The organism is Streptomyces sp. NPDC002838, from assembly GCF_040295365.1.
Taxonomy (GTDB): Bacteria; Actinomycetota; Actinomycetes; order Streptomycetales; family Streptomycetaceae; genus Streptomyces.
The window spans coordinates 17,074-38,619 of sequence record NZ_JBEOVF010000002.1 but is presented as its reverse complement, the minus strand read 5'-3'; the positions used below and the strand labels follow the sequence as shown (position 1 = coordinate 38,619).

The window sequence follows — 21,546 nt, the reverse complement described above, 5'->3', positions numbered from 1 at the left end:
CCCACATGCCGGAACAGCCCGTGAGGGCGAGGCTGGTGGACGTGGCGGAGAAGGCCGGAGTCTCCAAGGCCACCGTGTCCAAGCTGCTCAACGGCCGGCAGGACCTGTCCGTGCGGCCGGAGACACGCCGACGCGTCCTTGAGGCCGCCGAGGCACTCGGCTACCGGCCTCATTCCGGGGCCCGGGCGCTGGCCGGCGCCAGCACGCATGTACTGGCCCTGCTGGTCCCCGCCCTCGGCAACCCCACGTACGTCACCATCGCTCGCGGCGCCTACCAGCGCGCCCGTCAGCTCGGCTATCTCTCCCTGCTGGCCGAGGACTTCGACGGGCAGGAAGCCGACGACTCCTTCAACGACCTGGTGCAGGAGGGCAGGGTCGACGGGCTGCTCATCGCCTCGGCCCGCCCCGGCCACCCCCTGCTGGACACCCTGAGCCGCAGCCCGGTCCCCCACGTCTTCCTCAACCGCTCCGTGCCGGGATCCGGCCGCAACATCACGATGGACGTCGCCCGCTCCAGCGTGACCGCGCTCGACCACCTGCACCGCCTCGGTCACCGCGCGGTCGGCCACATCGCGGGTCCGCCCGGGATCACGCCCAGCGAGGTCCGCAAGGAGACGTTCCTGCGCCACGCCGACGTACTCGGGCTGGATGCGGCTCCGGTTGCCTCCGGGGACTTCACCGAGGACGGCGGCGGCTTCGCGGCGCGGGAACTGCTGCGCCCTACCGACGGTGGCGAGCGCCCGCCGGTCACCGCCCTCTACACCAGCTCGCTCGCCCAGGCGATCGGTGCCATGGCCGCGATCCGGGAGCTCGGCCTGAGGATCCCGGAGGACGTCTCCGTGGTCGGCAATGACGACCTGCCCATGGCCGCGCACCTCCATCCTCCGCTGACCACCGTGGCGATGCCCCTGTACGAGCTGGGGACCGCGGCCGTGGACGCCCTGGTGGCCACCATCGAGGGCACCCCGGTGGGAGACGTCGTCGTACCGACCGAGCCGCGGCTGGTGCTGCGCGGCTCCACGGCCGGACCGGGACCAGGAGGAACGCCATGACCGTCACCGCCGCACCGGCACGTTTCACGGGCCGTACGGCCCTGCTCACCGCGGCCGCCTCCGGCATCGGGGCGGCCACCGCCCGCCGGTTGGCGGCGGAGGGAGCGTCCGTCCTCGTCACCGACGTGGACGCCAAGGCCGCCCATCGCGTCGCCGAGGAGATCCGCGCCGCAGGAGGGCGGGCGCGGGACCAGCGCCTCGACGTCACCTCGCCGGGTCAGTGGACCGCGGCCGTCGCCGAGGCGGAGTCCTGGACCGGGCGCCTAGACGTGCTGCACCTCAACGCCGGCCGCAACCTGCCCGGCGCGGCACACGAACTCGACGACGCCGCCTGGCACGACCAGCTGCGGCTCTGCCTCGACTCCGTCTTCTACGGTGTCCGGGCCACTGTGCCCCTGCTCAGGACGGCCAGGGGCGCGGTGGTGATCACCTCGTCCGTGCACGCGGTCATCGGCTTCAAGGGCTTCCCCGCGTACGCGGCGGCCAAGGGCGGGATCGACGCCCTCGTACGACAGCTCGCCGTCGAGTACGCCGGGCAGATCAGGTTCAACTCCGTCCTGCCCGGGGCCGTGGCCACCGCCCTGTGGGCCGAGGCACCCCCGGAATACAAGGCGCAGACCATCGCACGCACCCCCGTCGGCCGACTCGGGGCCCCCGAGGACATCGCCGCCGCCGTGGCCTTCTTCGCCTCCGAGGACGCCTCCTTCATCACCGGCCAGAACCTCCTCGTGGACGGTGGCCGCAGCATCAGCTCCCAGGAGTAGTCCGCCCGCCCGTTCCCGGTGGGACCCCTGCCCGCTCCAGGCACGACCCGGCCTCCGCATCCCAGTGGGCCGCGTCCGCAGGCGTCCCGTCCAGCAGACCCTTCCTCACAGCTCGCCTCTCTTCCCCGTTGCGGGCAGCTCCTCTCACCCGCCCCAACCGCACCGACTCACCCGCCCGCTGTCTCGCCCAGGCCCGCCCAGCGGTACACAGCACAAGACCCGGAGGTCCACCCCAATGAAGATCACTGGATACGAGCTCTTCCTCGTCGAACCGCGCTGGCTCTTCCTGCGCGTCGACACCGACGAGGGCATCTCCGGCTGGGGCGAGCCCATAGTCGAGGGCAAGGCCCAGACCGTCGCCCGCTGTGTCGAGGAGATGTTCGACTACCTGGTCGGCCAGGACCCGGCACGGATCGAGGAGCACTGGCAGGTGCTCGCCAAGAGCGGCTTCTACCGCGGCGGCGTCGTCCTGAACAGCGCCCTGGCCGGCATCGACCAGGCGCTGTGGGACATCGCGGGCAAGACCCACGGCGTCCCGGTCCACCAGCTCCTCGGCGGCCACGTGCGCGACCGGGTGCGCGTCTACGGCTGGGTCGGCGGCGAAACCCCCGAGGAACTGGCCGAGTCGGCGGCCGCGCAGGTCGCCAAGGGCATGACGGCGGTCAAGCTGAACCCCTGCGGCCAGCTGGAGCCGCTCGCCACGCCCGCCGCGATCAACGCCATCGTGGACGGGGTGACCGCGGTCCGCGAGGCCATCGGGCCGGAGCGCGACCTGGCGCTGGACTTCCACGGCCGGTTCAGCGGGGCGATGTCCCGCCGCGTCCTGCCCCTGCTGGAGCCGCTCCTGCCGCTCTTCGTCGAAGAGCCCGTGCTGCCGGAGTTCTCCCAGGACCTCGGCGCCGTGGTGCGCTCCACCTCCATCCCCATCGCCACCGGCGAACGGCTCTACTCCCGCTGGGACTTCCGCTCCGTGCTCTCCGACGGCATCGCCGTGGCCCAGCCCGACATCAGCCACGCCGGCGGAATCTCCGAGTCCCGCCGGATCGCCGCGATGGCCGAGGCGTACGACGTCCTGGTGGCCCCGCACTGCCCGCTCGGCCCGATCGCCCTCGCGGCCAGTCTGCAACTCGACTTCGCGATCCCCAACTTCCTCATCCAGGAACAGGCGCTGGGCATCGGCTACGGCGACAGCAGCGGACTGCTGGACTACCTCGCCGACACGACGCCCTTCACATTCCGCGACGGCTACATCGACCGCCCGACCGCACCCGGTCTCGGCATCACCATCGACGAGGACGCGGTCCGGGCCGCCGCCGAACGCGGCCATCGCTGGCGCAATCCGGTCTGGCGCAACACGGACGGCTCACTGGCCTCCTGGTAGTTCGGGACAGGCCCGCCCGGACGGTCACGTGAAGCCGAGTCCGGCCCCGGGGGGTCCGCCCATCAGGTCCCGGGACCGCGGTCGAGGACGCTGCGAGAAGGCCGGTCGCCGGCACACACATGAGGGGAGGGGGTGCGTCGACGGTGTCCTGTCGCCGAACTCGTCTGCGACTACAGGCCGTTCGAGGCCGATGCCACTGACTACGTGCGTCCCGGACACGATTTTCGGATCATGATCGGGGTGACGAGGCGAGAATGCCGAGAGCTGCGCTGCGCAGGAGGTTGGTGACGGCAGCAGCGTGGGCGTCGCGGTGGAGCTCGCCGCCACCCGAGAGGACGAAGGCGTCCTCGTACGCCGGGAGGCCCGGTCGCTGATGGTGTCGTTCGCCTTCGAGCGCACCCCCGTGAGCCAGTCTTCGGTGAACAGCAGCTGTTCGATCGCGGCGGTGGGCACCGTGGTGCCGGTCGTGGTGATGACGTCCTACATGCCCGTGCCGAGGTCCATCAGGCGCGCATCGAACTCGACAGCACGCCGGGCAAGGGCACGCGCGCCGACGTGGTCTTCCCGGTCCTGCGGGAGCAGGCGTCCGCGCCCGCTTGAGAGAACGAGTGGGCGACGGGAACGCGCGTTTCCCTCGGCGATCAGGGAACTCCGGAGGGCCGGGCGGCCGCCCGCGTTCGGCAATGCCGGGTCGGCGTCGGCTAGGGCCTGTCGTTTGGATCACCGGGCGGAACTTGGTAGTGGTCCAGTTGGAGCAGTGAGAGTTGCTGACGCTCGGGCCTGCGGGATGCGATGTGCAGGTGGCTGGGAAACTGAGCGTCGATGGGCTTCGCCGTATCGCTCGTCGCCGTCACGCTCGGCGGCGTCGACACCACGGCCGATCGACGGCGCCCAGGTTTGAGGGCCGGGACCGGATGCAGTGGGTCGGTCTGATCGCGGTCAGCCTGCCGGGGCTCGCCGCTCTGGGCGCGCTGCTGTTCACCTGGATGCAGGTCGGACAAGCCAGCAAGGAACTACGCATCTCCGAGCACGGACAGATCACCAGCCGGTTCAACGCCGCGGTCGATAATTTGGGATCGCAGTCCCTGGACATCCGACTGGGCGGCATCTACGCCCTGCAGCGCATCATGCAGGACTCCGCCCGCGACCATCCGACGGTCGTTTCCGTACTGGCCGCGTTCGCACAACGGCACGCCGGGTCGAGCGCCGACAGCCTGAAAGAACCGCAGGTGATTCCCACTGTGGAGCCGGATGTCCAGTCGAGCGCAGACAGCCTGAAAGAACCGCGTGACCCCGAGGAAATTCCCACTCCGGAGGCGGATGTCCGGGCAGCGATCGCCACGCTGGCCCATCGCCGCCCCGACCGCGACAGAGGCACGGTCATCGACCTGAGCAAAACCGACCTGCGTGGCCTCCGCTTCACTGAAAGGGCACCCATCAAGCTCCCCGGGGTGGATCTGACCGACGCGGATCTCCGCGCGGCCTCTCTGATCGGCGCGGACCTGCACAAGGCGACGTTGCACAAGGCGAACCTGGAACTTGCTGACCTCGATAGGGCGAATCTCCGGGGTGCGGATATGAGTGGGGCAAGCCTCCCCAGAACGTCCCTAGTGGGCGCGGATCTTCGCCGAGCGGACATGGGATGTGCGGAGGAATCGTTCGACGTGGAGACCGGCGACCTGCTAGGGCGATACAACTGTGTGGACCTGCAGTACGCCTCGCTTGAGGATGCGGATCTTCGAAATGCCAAGATCAGCGACGCGGACCTTCGCAACGCGTTGTTGGCCAGCGCAGATCTTCGTGGCGCGGACCTTGCTCGCTCGAACCTGAGCAACGCGGACCTGACAAATGCGGACTTCCGTGGCGCCAAGCTGACCGATGCGAAACTGAAGGGCGCCAAGCGGACCGGCGCGCGGGGGCTCCCGCAGGAGGGCTAGGGCGTTTCGTTTGATCATTGGGCGGACCAGAGGAAGATGCCCGCGACGTGCAGTCCTGCCAGGTAAATGGTCGCGGTCTTCTCGTAGCGGGTGGCGATTCCGCGCCACTGCTTCAAGCGGTTGATGCACCGCTCGACCGTGTTGCGCTGCTTGTAAGCCTCTCGGTCGAAAGCGGGTGGTCTGCCGCCTCGGCTGCCGCGACGCAGTCGGTGGCCCCGCTGGTCCGCCGGAACGGGGATCACCGCCCGGATACCGCGCTTGCGCAAGTGCTCACGGATGGCGCGCGATGAGTACGCCTTGTCGGCCAGGACCACGTCCGGCCTGGTGCGGGGCCGTCCGCGTCGACGGGGAACGCGCAAGCCCGCCATCACGTGCGCGAAGGCGGGCGCGTCGCCGGCCTGTCCGGCGGTGAGAACGAAGGCGAGGGGCCGGCAGTGGGCATCGGCTGCGAGGTGAACCTTCGTGGTCAGTCCGCCCCGGGACCGGCCGATGGCATGGTCGTCCGGCTCCCCGGCCGGGGCCCCCTTTTGCGGGCCCCGGCTGCGTGCTGGTGGGCACGCACGATCGTGGAGTCCACCGAGACAGCCCAGTTCAGGTCCTCGTCGGCGTCCGCCTGGGCCATGAGCGCGGTGAACACCCGCTCCCAGGTTCCGTCGACGGCCCACATACGAAGCCGGTTGTAGACACCCCGCCAGTTGCCGTACTTCTCGGGCAAGTGGACCCACTGCGATCCGGTCTGGAACTTCCAGGCGATCGCATCGATCACCTCGCGGTGGTCCCGCCACCGGCCACCCCGCTTCGGCGTCCGGTCAGGGAGCAACGGCTCGATCCGCGCCCACTGCGCGTCAGCAGGCCCTGGATCTCGCGGCCCGATCCGGGGGCAGGCGGGGGCTTGTGCGGCTTTGTCGAACCGGTTCGCCGGAAGCTAGCACCGACGAAAACGCGCCAGCAATACCTCCGACACGGATTGAACAGTGGTTTCCCGGAAGTGTGCGCGAAGTGTTGACAGCCGCTCCGACCGCTCCTAACTTCCCTCCCAGCGAACCGGTTCGACAACCGACTCGCTCTCGAACCGGTTCGATGAAGGAGTGGCCGTGAACATCGGTGAGATCGCCAAGCGGGCCGGTGTCTCGCGGAGCACCGTGTCCTACGCCCTCAGCGGCAAGCGCTCGGTCTCGGAGGAGACCCGTCGCAAGATCCAACAGGTCATCGACGAACTGGGCTACCGGCCCAACGCGAGCGCCCGGGCCCTGGCCAACGGCCGGACCAGCACCCTCGGTCTGGTCTTCCCGCCGGCCGGCAACCACTACACCGGAATGCAGCTGGACTTCATCGGCAGCGTGGTGGAGGCCGCGGCGGCCTACGACTACGACGTGCTGCTCTCGCCGAGCGGCGTGGACAGCGACCGCTCGTTCCAGCGGCTGCTGGGCGAGCGGCGGGTCGACGGCGCGATCCTGATGGAGATCAGGCTCCAGGACGACCGGGTCGACCACCTCGTCGCTGAGAACTTCCCCGCCGTCTGCATCGGCCGCACCGCGCACCCGGACGGCGACTGGTGGGTCGGGCTGGATCACACCGCGCTGGTGGAGGCGTGCGTCCACCACCTCGCAGACCTGGGGCATCGCAGGATCGCCTTCGTGAACCGACCCGAGCACCTGCTGCGCGCCGGCTACGAGTCGGCACACCGTGGCCTCGACGGCTTCACCAAGGCCGCGGCCGAGCGCGGGCTCACCGTACGCACGTACTGCTGCGGCGACGACGCTCCCTCGGGGCAGGCATGCCTCGAACGGATCCTGCACGACGACCCGGCCACCACGGCGCTGGTCACCCTGAACGAGGCCGCGCTCGGCGGTCTGTACCGGGGCCTGGCCGTGGCGGGCCGCCACGTACCGCGCGATTTCTCCGTCACGGGGGTCGTGGCCGGTCGGTGGGCGGAGACGGTGACCCCGCAGCTCACCGCGGCGGACGTACCGGCGGAGCAGATGGGGCGCCTCGCCGTCGAACTGCTCGTCGAGCGGCTCGACCACCCCGACGCGACCCCCCGCCACCACCTCCTTGCGCCGCCCATCTCCCTGCGCGCCAGTACCGGCCCCGCGCACCCCGGTTCCGGCTCCGTCGCCTGATCCACTCCCGCACAAACCGCCGTTCTTTCACCGGGCCACTCGCCCGGCCGCCTCCCGCCCGCTTCCGCGGCATGCCCGTCTTCGGCATGCCTTGCCGAGATCAAAAGGAACGCACCATGAACAGAACCACCGGACGGCGGCTCACCGCCGCGACACTGACCGTCGTCGCCCTCGCCACCGGTATCACCGCATGCTCGTCCGACGGCAGCTCGTCCGCGAAGGGCGAGGACAGCGGGACCTACACCATCTGGGACCCCTACCCGCAGTTCGCCAAGGACTCGGCGTGGGCCAAGCTGCTGGACGGCTGCGGCAGCGAGGCCGGCGTGAAGATCAAGCGGACCGCGTTCGACACCAGCGACCTGACGAACAAGGCACTCCTCGCGGCACAGCAGGACAACTCGCCGGACGTGCTCATCGTCGACAACCCCGTGGTGTCGACCCTGGCGGAGGCCGGAGTCCTCACCACCACGGACGACACCGAGCTGGACACCTCGAAGGCCGACCCCAACCTGCTCGCGGCCGGCCAGTCGGGCGGGAAGACGTACGGCACCCCGATCGGCGCCAACACCCTCGCCCTCTACTACAACAAGGACGTCCTCAAGGCCGCGGGCGTCGACGTCGCCTCGATCAAGGACTGGAAGTCGCTGACGGCGGCGCTGGACAAGGTGAAGAAGGCGGGTAAGAAGGGCATCACCTTCTCCGCGATCGGCACCGAGGAGGGCAGCTTCCAGTTCCTGCCGTGGTTCTGGGGCTCGGGCGCGAAGCTCACCGAACTCGACTCCACCCAGGCCGCTTCGGCGCTGTCGCTGTGGACCGACTGGCTGAAGAAGGGCTACGCGCCCAACTCGGTCATCAACAACACCCAGACCACCAGCTGGCAGGAGTTCGCGAGCGGCGACTACGCCTTCGCCGAGAACGGCACCTGGCAGCTCGCCAACGCCGAGAAGGCCGGCTTCGACTACGGCGTCCTGCCCATACCGGCCTCCGGCGGGGGCAACGCCGCGGCCCCGACCGGCGGCGAGTTCGTCACCGTCCCGGTCCAGGGCGACACCGGCCGCTACGCCACCGCGCAGAAGCTGGTGACCTGCCTGACCAGCACCGAGAACCTCTACGCCACCGACACCACCCTGTCCTACGTGGCCCCCACCGCCGAGGTCCAGGACAAGCAGATCGCGGCCAACGCCGAGTTGAAGCCCTGGGTCGAGGCGGTCAAGGCGGCCAAGGGACGCACCAGCGACGACCTCGGCACCAAGTACCCCAAGATCTCCGAGCAGATGTGGAAGGCGGTCCAGTCGTCTCTCAGCGGGGCCAAGTCACCGAAGGAAGCCCTCACTTCGGCGCAGAGCGCGGTCGAGTGACGTGGGCCCGATGAAACAGACGACGCACCCGCCCGAACGCCGGCGCGTGCTCGACCGGAAGGGGGCGGCCGCAGCCGCCCCGCTCCCGGCCCGCCCCGCGCCACGGCTCCGCCGCCCGGCCTCCCGACAGTGGGCGGCCTGGGCCTTCCTCACCCCTGTCACCCTCTACCTCATCCTCTTCTACGCCTATCCGCTGTACCGCAACCTCGACCTGAGCCTGCGCAACTACACCGTCCGTTCCTTCGTCCAGGGCGACGCGCCCTTCACCGGCCTCGCCAACTACCGGACCCTCTTCGACGACCCGACATTCGGCCCGGCACTGGTGCACACCGTGGTGTTCACCGCCGTCTGCCTGTTCTTCCAGTACGCCATCGGCCTGGCCCTGGCGGTCTTCTTCAACCAGCACTTCCGGCTCTCAGCGACCCTGCGCGCCCTGTTCCTCGTACCGTGGCTGCTGCCGCTGATCGTGTCGGCCTCCACCTGGTCGTGGATGCTCAACAGCGAATCGGGCGTCGTCAACGCCGCGCTGAACGCCGTCGGCATCGACTCGGTGAGCTGGTTGACCTCACCGTCGTGGTCACTCACCTCGGTGATCATCGCCAACATCTGGATCGGCGTCCCGTTCAACCTGGTCGTGCTCTACAGCGGCCTGCAGTCGATCCCCAGCAGCCTCTACGAAGCGGCCGCCCTCGACGGCGCGAACGCCTGGCAGCGCTTCTGGCACATCACCTTCCCGCTGCTGCGTCCGGTCTCCGCCATCACCCTGCTACTGGGGCTCGTCTACACGCTCAAGGTCTTCGACATCATCTGGATCATGACCAAGGGCGGCCCGGCCGACTCGTCCACCACCTTCGCCACCTGGTCCTACCGGCTCGGCTTCGGCAACCTGCTGCCCGCCTTCGGCCCCGGCGCGGCCGTCGGGAACCTGCTCGTCGTCGCCGCTCTCGCCTTCGGTCTGGTGTATCTGAGGGTCCAGCGAAAGCAGGCACTGTCGTGACCGGAACCGCCATGGACCGACGCAACCGTACGTGGTGGAAGACGGCTTCGGGCCTCCTGCTGACCGCGGTCATGCTCTTCCCGGTCTACTGGATGCTCAACGTGTCCTTCACCCGCGACCAGGACATGCGCAAGAGCCCGCCGGGTCTGTTCCCCGCGCACGGCACTCTGGAGGGCTACCGGGCCGTCCTGGACCAGCAGTTGCCCTATCTCGGTACCAGCCTCGTCATCGGCCTGGGCACCGTCGTCCTCACGGTGGCGCTGGCCGCACCCGCCGGCTACGCGCTGGCCAAACTGCGCCCGCGCGGCGGCGGTGTGCTCAGCTTCCTCTTCCTGGTCGCCCAGATGATCCCCGGCATCATCATGGCGATGGGCTTCTACGCCATTTATCTCAGCCTCGGACTGCTCCAGTCGGTGCCCGGCCTGATCGTCGCCGACTCCACGCTGGCCGTCCCCTTCGCGGTGCTGATCTTCACGGCTTTCATGTCCGGCATCCCCGGCGAACTGCTCCAGGCGGCGAAGACGGACGGAGCAGGGCCCCTGCGCACGTTCTGGTCGATCGTGCTGCCCATGAGCCGCAACGCCGTCGTCACCGTGTCGCTGTTCGCGTTCCTGTGGTCCTGGTCGGACTTCGTCTTCGCCAGCACACTCGCGGGCGGCGGCGCACACGAGCCGATCACCCTCGGCATCTACCAGTACATCGGCAACAACAATCAGGAGTGGAACGCCATCATGGCCACCGCCGTCGTGGCCTCGCTGCCCGCCGCGGTGATCCTCGTCCCCGCCCAGCGTTACGTCGCCGCCGGCGTGACCGCCGGAGCCGTGAAGGACTGACCTCCTCCGGCAGACGACTGATGACCCCTGCTCAAGAAACGAGTAATCCCTCATGACCGCCGCACCGTCCGGCCCGGCCTTCTCCCTGCACGACATCCCGTTCAGCACACACGGTTCCTGGTTCGACATCTCCCCGGTCCTGGCGGAGAAGACGTACGCCGAAGACCTTCACCTGGTCTCCCACCAGAACGGTATGCACGGGGTCCTGCGCTTCGTACCGCTCGACGCCACGACGGGCGTCCGGGCCGAGACCCGAGTCTCGGCGACACCGAGTCTGCTCACCTGGAACCACGAGAGCGGGCGCATCGACCTCGCCTACCAGGCGCCGGACACCGTACGCCTGCGCGGGGCAGGGCCGGGCCTGCACATCGGCGCGGCGGCACAGACCCTGACGCCGTTCACGGGCACCTACTTCTTCCGCGACCCGGCGGACGGAGCGCATGTGTTCACCTCGTACGAGACCGGGCGCCGCTACCGGGTCACCGCCCTGTCGGGTGTCGTGCGTGAGACCTCCGGCAGCCAGGCCCTGGGCAGTGCCGACCGCGGCCTGACGATCACCGCGGACGCCGGCGGAACCTGGGAAGCCGCCATCGAGGAGTTCGACACCGGACGCCGCCCCTACCTCGCCGGGACGACGTTCGGCGAGGTCGTAGCGGCGGCGGAGCGGGCCTTCGCCGCCTTCGCCGACGCGGTGGCCCCCTGGCGCTCCTCCCGTACGCCGGCCGCCGAACTCGCCGCGTACGTCCTGTGGTCGGCGACGGTCGACCCGGCGGGACTCGTCACCCGGCCGGCGGTGCTGATGTCCAAGCACTGGATGGACAAGGTCTGGAGCTGGGACCACTGCTTCAACGCCCTCGCCCTGGCGCCGGGAACGCCCGCGCTGGCGTGGGACCAGTTCTCGCTGCCGTTCGACCACCAGGACGAGAGCGGGGCCCTGCCCGACTCGGTGACCCACTCGGAGGTCCTGCACAACTTCGTCAAACCCCCCATCCACGGCTGGACCCTCTCCCACCTGCGCAGACGCCTGCCTGAACCCCTCGACTGCATCGAACTCGCCGACACCTACGACCGGTTGAGACGCTGGACGGACTTCTGGCTCACCGTGCGCCGCGCACCGGACGCCGCCCTGCCCCACTACCAGCACGGCAACGACAGTGGCTGGGACAACGCCACGACCTTCGACCCCGAGCGCGTGGTCGTCACCGCCGACCTGGCCGCGTTCCTCGTCCTGCAACTGCGCGAACTCGCCGCCCTGGCAACGGAACTCGGTCGCACCGACGACGCCCGCGACTGGACGCGCACCGCGGAGGCGACCCAGGCGGCCCTGCTCGACGAGCTGTGGACGGGGGAGCGGTTCGTCGCCCGGGGCGCCGACGGCGGCGACACCTGGAGCAGCTCCAGCCTGCTCGACCTGATGCCCATCGCGTTGGGCGAGCATCTGCCCGAGAACGTCGCAAAGACCCTGGCCGCCCGGATCGAGGCCCACCTGACCCCGTATGGACTGGCCACCGAACTGCCCACCTCACCGCACTACCGCCCCGACGGCTACTGGCGCGGCCCCATCTGGGCACCCGCCACCGTCCTCGTCGAGGACGGCCTGCGCCGCGCCGGCCACCACCGCCTCGCCGACGAGATCAGCGCCCGCTTCCGGGCCCTGTGCGAAACACACGGCTTCGCCGAGAACTTCGACGCCCTCACCGGCACCGGTCTGCGCGACCGCGCCTACACCTGGACCGCCAGCGGATACCTTCTCCTCGCCGAGGCGTACGAACTCCGGCATGCCGCACCTGCCGTACCGACTGGAGGATGAGAGACGACGTGGACGCGGCGGCCCCACCCACTCGGTCGGCGTGGGGCCGGGCGGGCCCGAGATCGTAGGCGAAGATCACTGCCTGGACGCGCGAGCGATGGAGCGGACAAGGCGGGCTCGCGCAGCGGTGTGGCCGGGGCGCCGGCGCGGCCGGTGTTGATGCGACCGGCACCGGCAGTGCGTGGCTGCCGGTGCCGAACTGCGGGTGCTGTTACGGATGCGTTCCAACCTCTTGACGCGCGGCGTATGACTGCGTAGACATGACAGCGCAGTCATACGGCTGAGATCATCGGAGATCCAGCAAGCGGCCATCAGGAGATGCCATGACGCGACCGGTAGGACGGGGCGGGAGTTCCGCCGCGCCGCGCAGTGTGGATGTGGCCCGGCTGGCGGGGGTGTCGCAGAAGACGGTGTCGCGGGTCTTCAACGACGAGCAGTACGTCTCCGCCGAAGTACGCCGACGTGTGCTCGAAGCCGCTGAAGAGCTCGGCTACCGGCTGAACAACGCGGCCCGGGCGCTGGCCTCCGGACGGACGCGTTCCATCGGTGTGGTGACGCTGGGAACGGCCTTGTACGGGCCCGCCTCCCTGCTCATGGGCATCGAGCGGGCCGCCCGGGACACGGGATACGCGCTCCGTGTCGTCAACACGCTGGAAGGCGACCCGGGCGGTATAGCCGGTGCCGTGGAGTCACTGCTCGAACAGGGCGTGGACGGCATCGTCATCTCCGAGCCGATCGACGAGGGCATCGACGAAGGAGAAGTCTCCATCCATGTCGACGTCCCGGTCCTCGTCCTCGGCGCGCCACCCGCCTTCGCCGGGCCCCGGGTGGTGACCGCAGGCGTCGGCGCCGACCTGCTCGCACGGGCCGCCACCGAGCATCTGCTCGACCTGGGACACGTGACCGTTCATCATCTGGCCGGCCCACGGCGGTGGTTCGCCGCCAGGGACCGGCTGGAGGGATGGCGAGCGGCACTGGCGGCACACGGCAGAGATGAACCGCCTGTCGTCGAGGGCGACTGGTCGGCCTCGTCGGGGTACGCGGCAGGCCGCGAACTGGCCTCCGACCACGACGTGACCGCGGTGTTCGCCGCGAACGACGACATGGCCATCGGTCTGGTCCGCGCGCTGACGGAAGCCGGCCGGCGCGTGCCGGACGACGTGAGCGTCGTCGGCTTCGACGACATCCCGGTCGCCGCCTACGTGAACCCTCCCTTGACCACGGTGCGTCAGCCCTTCGACGCCGTGGCGCAAACGGGACTCAAGCTCCTCGTGCATGCCATCGAGAACCCGCACGCAGAACCTTTACTGGCGAGCGACCCACCGGTCGAGCTCGTCGTCCGCACCTCGACCGCGCCCCCGCCGCCCCAGACGATCCCGGGACGTGAGCGACGCGTGACCTCCCGTCCCCGTGGCGGCCCCCACGAACCTCCGCACTCGGACCAAGGTCCACCCACCCGCCTCTGATCAGCGCAGACCGGCCCGAGACACACCGCCCGTGGCCGGGCCATGATCCCGGGGCAGGTCGCCGCACCAGCAACTGCTCGGTTCGTTCGGTTCTGTCCCCACCGACCGCGCTCCCGCCGCCCCGGACGAAGACCTCGGGGCGCGGGCGGCGCTCTGTCAGCGGCCCCTGAGTCAGGGCGCCGCACCGTTCTCCGCTCCGTGCCACACCCTTACGGCAGAGGCCCCGCATCGGGCCGGCTCGCGTGGCGTGCGCCGGTCGCAGTCCGCGAGGACGTGCACCCGAACGTGCCGACCTCGATGCCCCAGATGCCTCAGTAGCCGCAGCCACGCTTCCCCTCTTTCCCTCCTCATCCCTGATCCGCGCGCCGTCGCCAGGCGCGCCGTCGCCTTCGCCCATGGCGGGAGTTCACCATGCCCAGATCCTTCACCAGCCACGCCCACATAGGCCGTCGGACCCTTCTCACCGCCGCGGGAGCCGTGTCGCTGAGCACCGCGCTGTCCGCGTGCGGCGGTGGCGGCACCGGCGGTTCCTCCGCTTCCGCCAAGCCGGTCAGCCAGGCCGACATCGACAAGGCGATGAAGACGCCGACCGAGCTGACGTTCTGGACGTGGGTCCCGGACATCCAGCAGGAGGTCGCGCTCTTCCAGAAGAAGTACCCGGCCATCAAGGTCAAGGTCGTCAACGCCGGCCAGGGCGTCGCGCACTACACGAAGCTGCGCACGGCGCTCAAGGCCGGCAAGGGCGCGCCGGACGTGGTGCAGATCGAGTACCAGGCCATCCCGACGTTCACGATCACGGACAGCCTGCTGGACCTGCGACCGTACGGCGCCGCCGAGTTGAAGGACACGTTCGTCGACTGGACGTGGGGACAGGTCAGCGGCCCGAACGGCGAGGTCTGGGCGATACCGCAGGACACCGGCCCGATGGGCATGCTGTACCGGCAGGACATCTTCGACGAGTACGGGATCGAACCGCCGAAGACCTGGGACGAGTTCGCCGCCGCGGCCCGTAAGCTCCACAAGGCCAACCCGAGGATCTACCTGACCAACCTCGCGGGGAACGAGGCCGCCGCGTGGCACGGTTTGCTCTGGCAGGCGGGTGCCGAGCCGTACGCGACCTCCGGCAAGGGCAACGTCTCCGTCAACGTCAACGACGAGACGTCCAGGAAGCTCGCGGCGTACTGGGGCGGGCTCGCGCAGGACGGAGTCATCAGCGCCGACCCGGACTTCACCGACGCCTGGTACGCCGGCCTCAACCAGGGCAAGTACGCCACCTGGCTCACCGCGGCCTGGGGGCCGGTCTTCCTCTCCGGTTCGGCCAAGTCCACCGCGGGCAAGTGGCGGGCGGCCCCGCTGCCGCAGTGGGACGCCGCCAAGCCGAGCTCGGGCAACTGGGGCGGCTCGACGAGCGCGGTCGTCAAGGCGACCGAGAACCCGATCGCGGCGGCGCAGTTCGCACAGTTCCTCAACAGCGACCCCGCCAGCGCGAAGCTCTTCGCCACCAAGCAGTCCTTCTTCCCGGCGACGAAGTCGCTGCTCGCGGACCCCGGTTTCGTCGGTGACGCGCCCGCCTTCTACGGCGGTCAGAAGGTCAACCAGGTGTTCGCGGACGTCAGTGGCACGGTCAGTCCCGACTTCCAGTGGCCGCCGTTCCTCGACCAGGTGGTGACGGACTGGACCGAGACCGTCGGCAAGTCCCTCGCCAAGAAGTCCGACACCGTCGGTGCGCTGGACCAGTGGCAGAAGCGGATCACGACATACGCCAAGAGCCAGGGCTTCACCGTCAAGGGTGCCCCATGACGAATCAAGTCCTCCGTGGCGGCCGCCGCCCGGGCGGTACGGCAGGACCGCTCTTCGTCGCACCGTTCATGGTGCTCTTCCTCCTGCTCTTCCTCGCCCCGCTCGCCTATGCCGCCTACATCAGCCTGTTCCAGGAGAGGCTCATCGGCGGGACGGCGTTCGTCGGCCTCGACAACTATGTGACGGCCGTCAAGGACCCGCTGCTGCGGGAAGGCGTTCTGCGGGTCGCGACGTTCTTCGTGGTCCAGGTCCCTCTGATGCTGGTCCTGGCGCTGCTCTTCGCGCTCGCACTCGACAGCGGCCTGCTGCGGCTCGCGCGCGTGATCCGGCTGGGCATCTTCGTCCCGTACGCCGTCCCCAGCGTGGTCGCCACGCTCATGTGGGGCTACCTCTACGGGCCGGACTTCGGCCCCTTCGCCCAACTGAGCGAGAAGCTGGACCTGCCGGCCTGGCACTTCCTCAGCGACGGCTGGATGCTCGGCAGCCTGGCGAACATCGTGACCTGGGAGTTCGTCGGCTACAACATGATCATCCTGTACGCCGCGCTGCGGACCATCCCCGATGAGCTGTACGAGGCGGCCGCGCTGGACGGGGCGGGGTCCTGGCGGATCGCCTGGTCGATCAAGATTCCCGCGCTGAGGCCGGCGCTGATGCTCACGCTGCTGTTCTCCGTGATCGGCAGCTTCCAGCTGTTCAACGAGCCGAAGCTGCTCCAGAGCATCGCCCCGGACGTCATCGACAGTTCGTACACCGCCAACCTCTACGCCTACACGCTCGCCTTCACCGGCCAGCAGGTCAACTACGCGGCGGCGGTCTCCTTCCTCCTGGGCCTGGTCATCGTGGTCGTCTCCTACGCCGTCCTGCTCACCGCGAACCGCAGGAGGACGTCGTGACCACCACAACCCCCACGGCCACGACCCCGAAGGCCCCGGGCACCACGACGAAGCGCCGGATACCCGCGGCCCGGTACCGGCGCCGGTCATCGGCCCGTCGCCGCAGCACCCCGCTGACGATCGTCATGCTGGCCGCCCTGGCCTACTTCCTCCTGCCGCTGCTGTGGCTGCTCGTCGCCACGACCAAGAGCACCCAGGATCTGATCAACACGTTCGGGCTGTGGTTCTCCCGCGCCCCGCAACTGCTGACGAACATCCGCCAGACCCTCACCCACGACGACGGAATCTTCCTGCACTGGCTGCTCAACACCGTCCTGTACGCGGTCGGCAGCGCGCTCGGGGCCGCGCTCCTGGCGGCCGCGGCGGGGTACGGCTTCGCCAAGTTCCGGTTCCGCGGCAACAACGCCGCCTTCAACCTCGTACTCGGCGCCATCATGGTCCCGACCACCGCCCTGGCCATCCCGACCTATCTGCTCTTCGCGAAGGTGGAGCTGGTCAACACCCCTTGGGCCATCGTCCTGCCCTCGCTCGTCAGCCCCTTCGGCCTGTACCTCATGCGTATCTACGCGCAGGACGCCGTCCCGGACAGCCTCCTGGAGGCCGCCCGCATGGACGGCGCGGGGGAGGCCCGGATCTTCTTCCGGATCGCCCTGCGGTTGCTGGCGCCGGGCCTGGTCACCGTCGTGCTCTTCACGCTCGTCGCGACCTGGAACAACTACTTCCTGCCGCTGATCATGCTCAACGACCCGAGCCTGTACCCCATCACGGTCGGGCTCTCCTCCTGGGCCGCCCAGGCCCAGAACGGCGGGGCCGGCGCCAGCAGCGACATGCTCGCGCTCGTCGTGACCGGATCCCTGCTCTCGATCATTCCGCTCGTCATCGCCTTCCTCCTGCTCCAGCGGTACTGGCAGAGCGGCCTGGCCACCGGCGGCGTCAAGCAGTAACACCCGCACTCGCTCTTCTCTGGAGGTTCCTTCATGGCGGTTCTGCCCGCCCGTGTCCTCTTCGGCGCCGCGTACTACCACGAGTACACGCCCGCCTACGATCCCGGGTCGCAGCCCGACGAACGGCTGAAGACCGACCTCGACCTGATGGCCGAGGCGAAGTTCACCGTGATCAGGGTCGGCGAATCGGTCTGGGCGACCTGGGAGCCCGAGAACGGACGGTTCGACCTCGACTGGCTCCAGCCGGTGCTCGACGGCGCCCACGAACGCGGCATCTCCGTCATCCTCGGCACGCCGACGTACGCCGTACCCCCGTGGCTTGCCCGCCAGTACCCGGAGATCACGGGGGAGCACGCCACCGGGCGGCGCCTCGGCTGGGGCGCCCGCCAGGAGGCCGACTTCACCCACCCCGCGTTCCGGTTCCACGCCGAGCGGGTGATCCGCAAGATGGCCGCCCGGTACGCCGACCACCCGGCGGTCATCGGGTGGCAGGTGGACAACGAGCCGGGCCTGCACCTCTTCCACAACCACGGTGTCTTCCAGCGTTTCGTGGACCACCTGCGCGAGAAGTACGGCGACGTAGAGACCCTCAACCGTGAATGGGGCCTGGTCTACTGGTCCCACCGCCTCTCGACCTGGGCCGATCTGTGGACGCCGGACGGCAACGCCCAGCCCCAGTACGACGTCGCATGGCGGGAGTTCCAATCCCGACAGGTCACCGAGTTCATCGGCTGGCAGGCCGACATCGTCCGCGAGTACGCCCGGCCCGAGCACTTCGTCACCACCTGCATCTCCTACACCCGCCGCGGGGTGGAGGACGACGAGATGACGGACCGCCTCGACATCGCCTCGGGCAACCCGTACTACGACATGCAGGACGGCCTCGCGCTGCCCGACCCGACGCCCGAGGACCACGAGCAGATCTGGAAGACCACCGGCGTCTGGGCGATGTACCAGACCGCGGACTGGATGTTCTCCTCGCGCCAGGAGCCGTTCCTGGTCACCGAGACCAACGCGAACTCCATCGGTTTCCCGTGGGACAACCGCCCCGGATACGACGGCCAGTGGCGGCAGACCGCGTGGGCGCACATCGCGCGCGGGGCGCGGATGATCGAGTACTGGCAGTGGCAGACACTGCGGTTCGGCGCGGAGACCTACTGGGGCGGAGTCCTCCCGCACAGCGGCCAACCAGGCCGCACGTACGCCGAAATCGCCCGCCTGGGTGAGGAGTTCGAGGCCGCCGGCCCGCTCGTCGCGGGCCTCGAACCGGACGCCGACATCGCGATGGTCTACTCGATGCCGAGCAAGTGGCTGATGCAGAAGTACCCGCCCCTCGCGACCCCCGACGGCGAACCTGACCCCGCCGCCTACCACCGGTTCTTCGACCCCTTCTACCGCGGCGCCTTCGACGCCGGCCGCCAGGTGCGGATCATCCACGCCCGGCAGCTGCACGACCCGCGCGGCGAACGGGAGGGCACGACCCCGCGGGAGGCCGCACGACGCCACCCCGTCCTCGTCGCCCCCGCCCTGTACGTCGTCGACGACACGACGGTCGACTGGCTGGAAGCCTACGCCCGCGCGGGCGGCCATCTCGTCCTCGGCCCGCGCACCGCGTACGCCGACCACGAGGCCCGGGCACGCCACGAGCCGGCACCGGGACGGCTGGTCGAGGCCGCGGGCGTCCACTACGACGAGTTCAGCAACCTGTCGCACGACGTCCCGCTCCGTGCCGTACCCGACAGCCCGCTCCAACTGCCGGCGAACGCGACCGCGACACGCTGGATCGACGGCCTGACCGTCACCGATGCCGAGGTGCTCGTCGCGTACGACCACCCGCACTTCGGGCGCTGGCCCGCGGTCACCACCCGCCGCCACGGTGCCGGCCGCGTCACCTGCGTCGGCACCGTCCCCGGCCGCGACCTCGCCCAGGCGCTGGCCGCCTGGATGGCACCGGCCTCCCGCAGCGCGTGGCGGGACCTCCCGGCGTCCGTCACGGCGACGACCGGCACGTCTCCCGACGGCCGCCGCGTCCACATCGTCCACAACTGGAGCTGGGAGCCCGCGAGCGTCCCCGCCCCGGTGGGCCTCTCCGACACCCTCAACGGCACGTCCGTCCCCGCTGGCACGGCGCTGGACCTCGGCGCCTGGGACGTACGCGTGCTCGTTCAGCCGAACACCTGAGCATCCGAGCTTCACCAAAGGAGGAATTATGCAAGGAAGAAGGCTGGGGAAGGCGCTGGGGACCTTCATCGCGACGTCCGCGATGCTGGCCATACCCGCGTCCGGTGCGCAGGCGTACAACCCGACGGGCGGGATCCTCTACCAGCTCGGAAGCGAACCGTGCCTCAAAGGGCGGGGCAACTGCGCGATCTACCCGAAGTCGGCGCAGCTGCCGAGCGGGCGTCTGGTCGCGTCGTTCGAGAAGTCCACGGTCGTGACGGAGACGGGCAGCGCCGACAAGCAGACTCTCCCGGTCTACAAGAGCGACGATCACGGAACGACCTGGCAGCCGCTGTCGGAGGTCAAGGCTCCGGCGTACCTCTCCACTGACGCCAAGTACGCGAAGTACACGAGCAACTGGACGAATCCGTACCTCTACACGCTTCCGCAGGACGTCGGGAACCTGAAACAGGGCACGCTGCTCCTCGCGAGTGTCGTGTCGGGCGACGACCACTACTACAAGGAGCACAAGGCGGCCGCCCCGAACTGGACGCCGTCCAACGACGGAGACCGCAGCGACATGGCGATCGCCCTGTACTCCAGCATCGACGAAGGCGCGACGTGGAAGGTCGTCAACGTCATCGCGACCGGCGGCTGGCAGGGCGGCAGCGCGGGCGCGGTCGGGCAGAACATCGCGGGCGCGAACACGAACAAGCAGGTGGATCCCCTCTGGGAGCCGTACCTGATGGTCTACAAGGGCAAGCTCGTCTGCTACTACTCGGACGAGAACGACTACCTCGGCTTCGACCCGGCCACCGGCGTCCCCACACTGGACCCCGCGAACGACACCGCCCCGGATTCCCATGGCCAGATCCTCGTCCACAAGACCTGGGACGGCCGCAGCGCGAACTGGAACGGCCCCGTCGTCGATGTCGCCGGCCTGACCCAGGACATGGGCGGCGGCAAGACGGAGATCGGCGGTGGCCGACCGGGCATGACGAACGTCGTCCGGACGACGGACGGCAAGTGGATGCTCCCCTTCGAGTACTGGGGCGGCGGAGCCAACACCAGGTACGTGATCGCGGACAGCCCGTTGGAGTTCTACCGAGGCTCCCGCACAGGCACGGACGTCGCTTCTCTGCCGGTCGACTCCGGTTCCCGTCCTCTCGCGAGAGGCGGCAGTCCGGTGATCATCAGGCTTCCCGGAGGGCGCCTGGTCTACAACGCCGCCGGCAGCGGCAACGTCTGGGTCAACGAGAGCGGACGCAGCGACGGCGTCTGGAAGGAGTACCAGACGACCTCGCGGGCCGGCTACAGCCGCAACCTGCAGTACGTCGAGGGCACCGGCCGCATCGCGATACTCAACAACCAGGGCACGTCGACGCTCGCCTACGCCGAGGTCGATCTCGGCCACTCGGACGGTGCCTACTACCAGCTGGTCAACCGCAAGACCGACCAGGTGATCGGCACCGGGAACAACACCAACGACGCGAACATCGGCAACGGAGACGTTCCCGACGTCGTCCTGGAGGACCCCGGTTCGGCGTCGAACCCGGACACCCAGTACTGGCACGTGATGACCGAGCCGAACGGCGGCAAGACTCTGCTGAACAAGTCGGGCGGCCGCGCGGCAGCCATCTGGACCGGCAACGCGACGGTCGGCCAGAGGATCGGCCAGTGGGTCGACAACAGCGCCACCGGCAGCTGGAACCTCATCAAGACCGAGGACGGCTTCTACAAATTGCAGTCGGTCAAGAACCCGGACCTGTACCTGACCGGCGCGACCGACGGGGCGCCGCTCACCTTGCAGAACGCGGTCGGGGACGGCTCCCAGGAGTGGGAGCTCGTCAAGTAGGTCCGGCCTCCGAGTGCCTGGCGGAGGCCAAGCGCTCGGCGAACCCGACGACCAGGACCAGCAGAGGACCTGAGATGTGTTGGGGGCGAGTCAGCCCCCAACACGATCGGCTCAGCGCTGAGGCCGGTCGTCGGGCGCGCGAGCTCAGGCCTGCTTCTGGCCGAAGCCGGCGG

The 21,546-nt window shown here is 69.4% G+C and carries 16 protein-coding genes; 15 read left to right on the top strand and 1 reads right to left on the bottom strand.

Annotation, left to right across the window (positions count from 1 at the left end; translation table 11 throughout):
* Window positions 1–5 precede the first annotated feature (5 nt).
* The 4 genes from ABT063_RS02790 to ABT063_RS02775 all read left to right on the top strand — a co-directional run bounded on the left by ABT063_RS02790 (window position 6) and on the right by ABT063_RS02775 (window position 5,134).
* Window positions 6–1,052: a LacI family DNA-binding transcriptional regulator gene (locus tag ABT063_RS02790; RefSeq protein WP_351055269.1), complete on the top strand. Its 1,047-nt coding sequence runs from the start codon at window positions 6–8 to the stop codon at window positions 1,050–1,052.
* A complete protein-coding gene (locus ABT063_RS02785; RefSeq protein WP_351055268.1) occupies window positions 1,049–1,816 on the top strand; it encodes an SDR family NAD(P)-dependent oxidoreductase in 768 nt (255 codons plus the stop codon). Before ABT063_RS02790 ends, ABT063_RS02785 begins: the two co-directional genes overlap by 4 nt.
* 235 nt (window positions 1,817–2,051) lie before the next feature.
* Entirely contained in the window at window positions 2,052–3,197 is a 1,146-nt protein-coding gene (gene dgoD / locus ABT063_RS02780; RefSeq protein WP_351055267.1) for a galactonate dehydratase, read from the top strand.
* 914 nt (window positions 3,198–4,111) lie between these two features.
* The gene (locus ABT063_RS02775) at window positions 4,112–5,134 is read left to right on the top strand and encodes a pentapeptide repeat-containing protein (protein WP_351055266.1); all 1,023 of its coding nucleotides are present in this window, start codon (window positions 4,112–4,114) and stop codon (window positions 5,132–5,134) included.
* A gap of 14 nt (window positions 5,135–5,148) precedes the next feature.
* Here the strand turns inward: ABT063_RS02775 and ABT063_RS02770 are convergent.
* Window positions 5,149–6,008 (bottom strand): IS5 family transposase gene (locus ABT063_RS02770; protein ID WP_502990748.1). Its coding sequence is split into 2 segments (ribosomal slippage): window positions 5,149–5,663 and window positions 5,663–6,008, totalling 861 coding nucleotides; the frame shifts between segments, so codons are not numbered across the junction.
* A gap of 220 nt (window positions 6,009–6,228) precedes the next feature.
* On the opposite strand from ABT063_RS02770, the gene ABT063_RS02765 reads away from it, so the two are divergent.
* The 11 genes from ABT063_RS02765 (at window position 6,229) to ABT063_RS02715 (ending at window position 21,373) form a co-directional block, all read left to right on the top strand.
* Window positions 6,229–7,257, top strand: a complete 1,029-nt coding sequence (locus ABT063_RS02765; RefSeq protein WP_351055265.1) for a LacI family DNA-binding transcriptional regulator — start codon at window positions 6,229–6,231, stop codon at window positions 7,255–7,257.
* A gap of 116 nt (window positions 7,258–7,373) precedes the next feature.
* On the top strand, window positions 7,374–8,615 hold the full coding sequence (locus ABT063_RS02760; protein ID WP_351055264.1) for a sugar ABC transporter substrate-binding protein: 1,242 nt from the start codon (window positions 7,374–7,376) through the stop codon (window positions 8,613–8,615).
* A gap of 10 nt (window positions 8,616–8,625) precedes the next feature.
* Window positions 8,626–9,612 (top strand): carbohydrate ABC transporter permease, encoded by a 987-nt coding sequence (locus ABT063_RS02755; RefSeq protein WP_351055263.1) that lies wholly within the window; start codon window positions 8,626–8,628, stop codon window positions 9,610–9,612.
* A gap of 11 nt (window positions 9,613–9,623) precedes the next feature.
* The gene (locus ABT063_RS02750; RefSeq protein ID WP_351055701.1) at window positions 9,624–10,445 is read left to right on the top strand and encodes a carbohydrate ABC transporter permease; all 822 of its coding nucleotides are present in this window, start codon (window positions 9,624–9,626) and stop codon (window positions 10,443–10,445) included.
* 52 nt (window positions 10,446–10,497) lie between these two features.
* A complete protein-coding gene (locus ABT063_RS02745; protein WP_351055262.1) occupies window positions 10,498–12,255 on the top strand; it encodes an MGH1-like glycoside hydrolase domain-containing protein in 1,758 nt (585 codons plus the stop codon).
* Between the two features lie 323 nt (window positions 12,256–12,578).
* Window positions 12,579–13,721 (top strand): LacI family DNA-binding transcriptional regulator, encoded by a 1,143-nt coding sequence (locus ABT063_RS02740; RefSeq protein WP_351055261.1) that lies wholly within the window; start codon window positions 12,579–12,581, stop codon window positions 13,719–13,721.
* A gap of 411 nt (window positions 13,722–14,132) precedes the next feature.
* Window positions 14,133–15,521, top strand: a complete 1,389-nt coding sequence (locus ABT063_RS02735; protein WP_351055260.1) for an ABC transporter substrate-binding protein — start codon at window positions 14,133–14,135, stop codon at window positions 15,519–15,521.
* Complete coding sequence (locus ABT063_RS02730) at window positions 15,518–16,414, top strand: carbohydrate ABC transporter permease (protein ID WP_351055259.1); 897 nt, start codon at window positions 15,518–15,520, stop codon at window positions 16,412–16,414. The genes ABT063_RS02735 and ABT063_RS02730 overlap by 4 nt, the downstream gene beginning before the upstream one ends.
* Window positions 16,411–17,358 (top strand): carbohydrate ABC transporter permease, encoded by a 948-nt coding sequence (locus ABT063_RS02725; RefSeq protein WP_502990736.1) that lies wholly within the window; start codon window positions 16,411–16,413, stop codon window positions 17,356–17,358. Before ABT063_RS02730 ends, ABT063_RS02725 begins: the two co-directional genes overlap by 4 nt.
* Window positions 17,359–17,391: 33 nt before the next feature.
* Window positions 17,392–19,539 (top strand): beta-galactosidase, encoded by a 2,148-nt coding sequence (locus ABT063_RS02720; protein WP_351055258.1) that lies wholly within the window; start codon window positions 17,392–17,394, stop codon window positions 19,537–19,539.
* A gap of 28 nt (window positions 19,540–19,567) precedes the next feature.
* Window positions 19,568–21,373, top strand: a complete 1,806-nt coding sequence (locus ABT063_RS02715; RefSeq protein WP_351055257.1) for an RICIN domain-containing protein — start codon at window positions 19,568–19,570, stop codon at window positions 21,371–21,373.
* The last annotated feature ends 173 nt before the right edge of the window (window positions 21,374–21,546 follow it).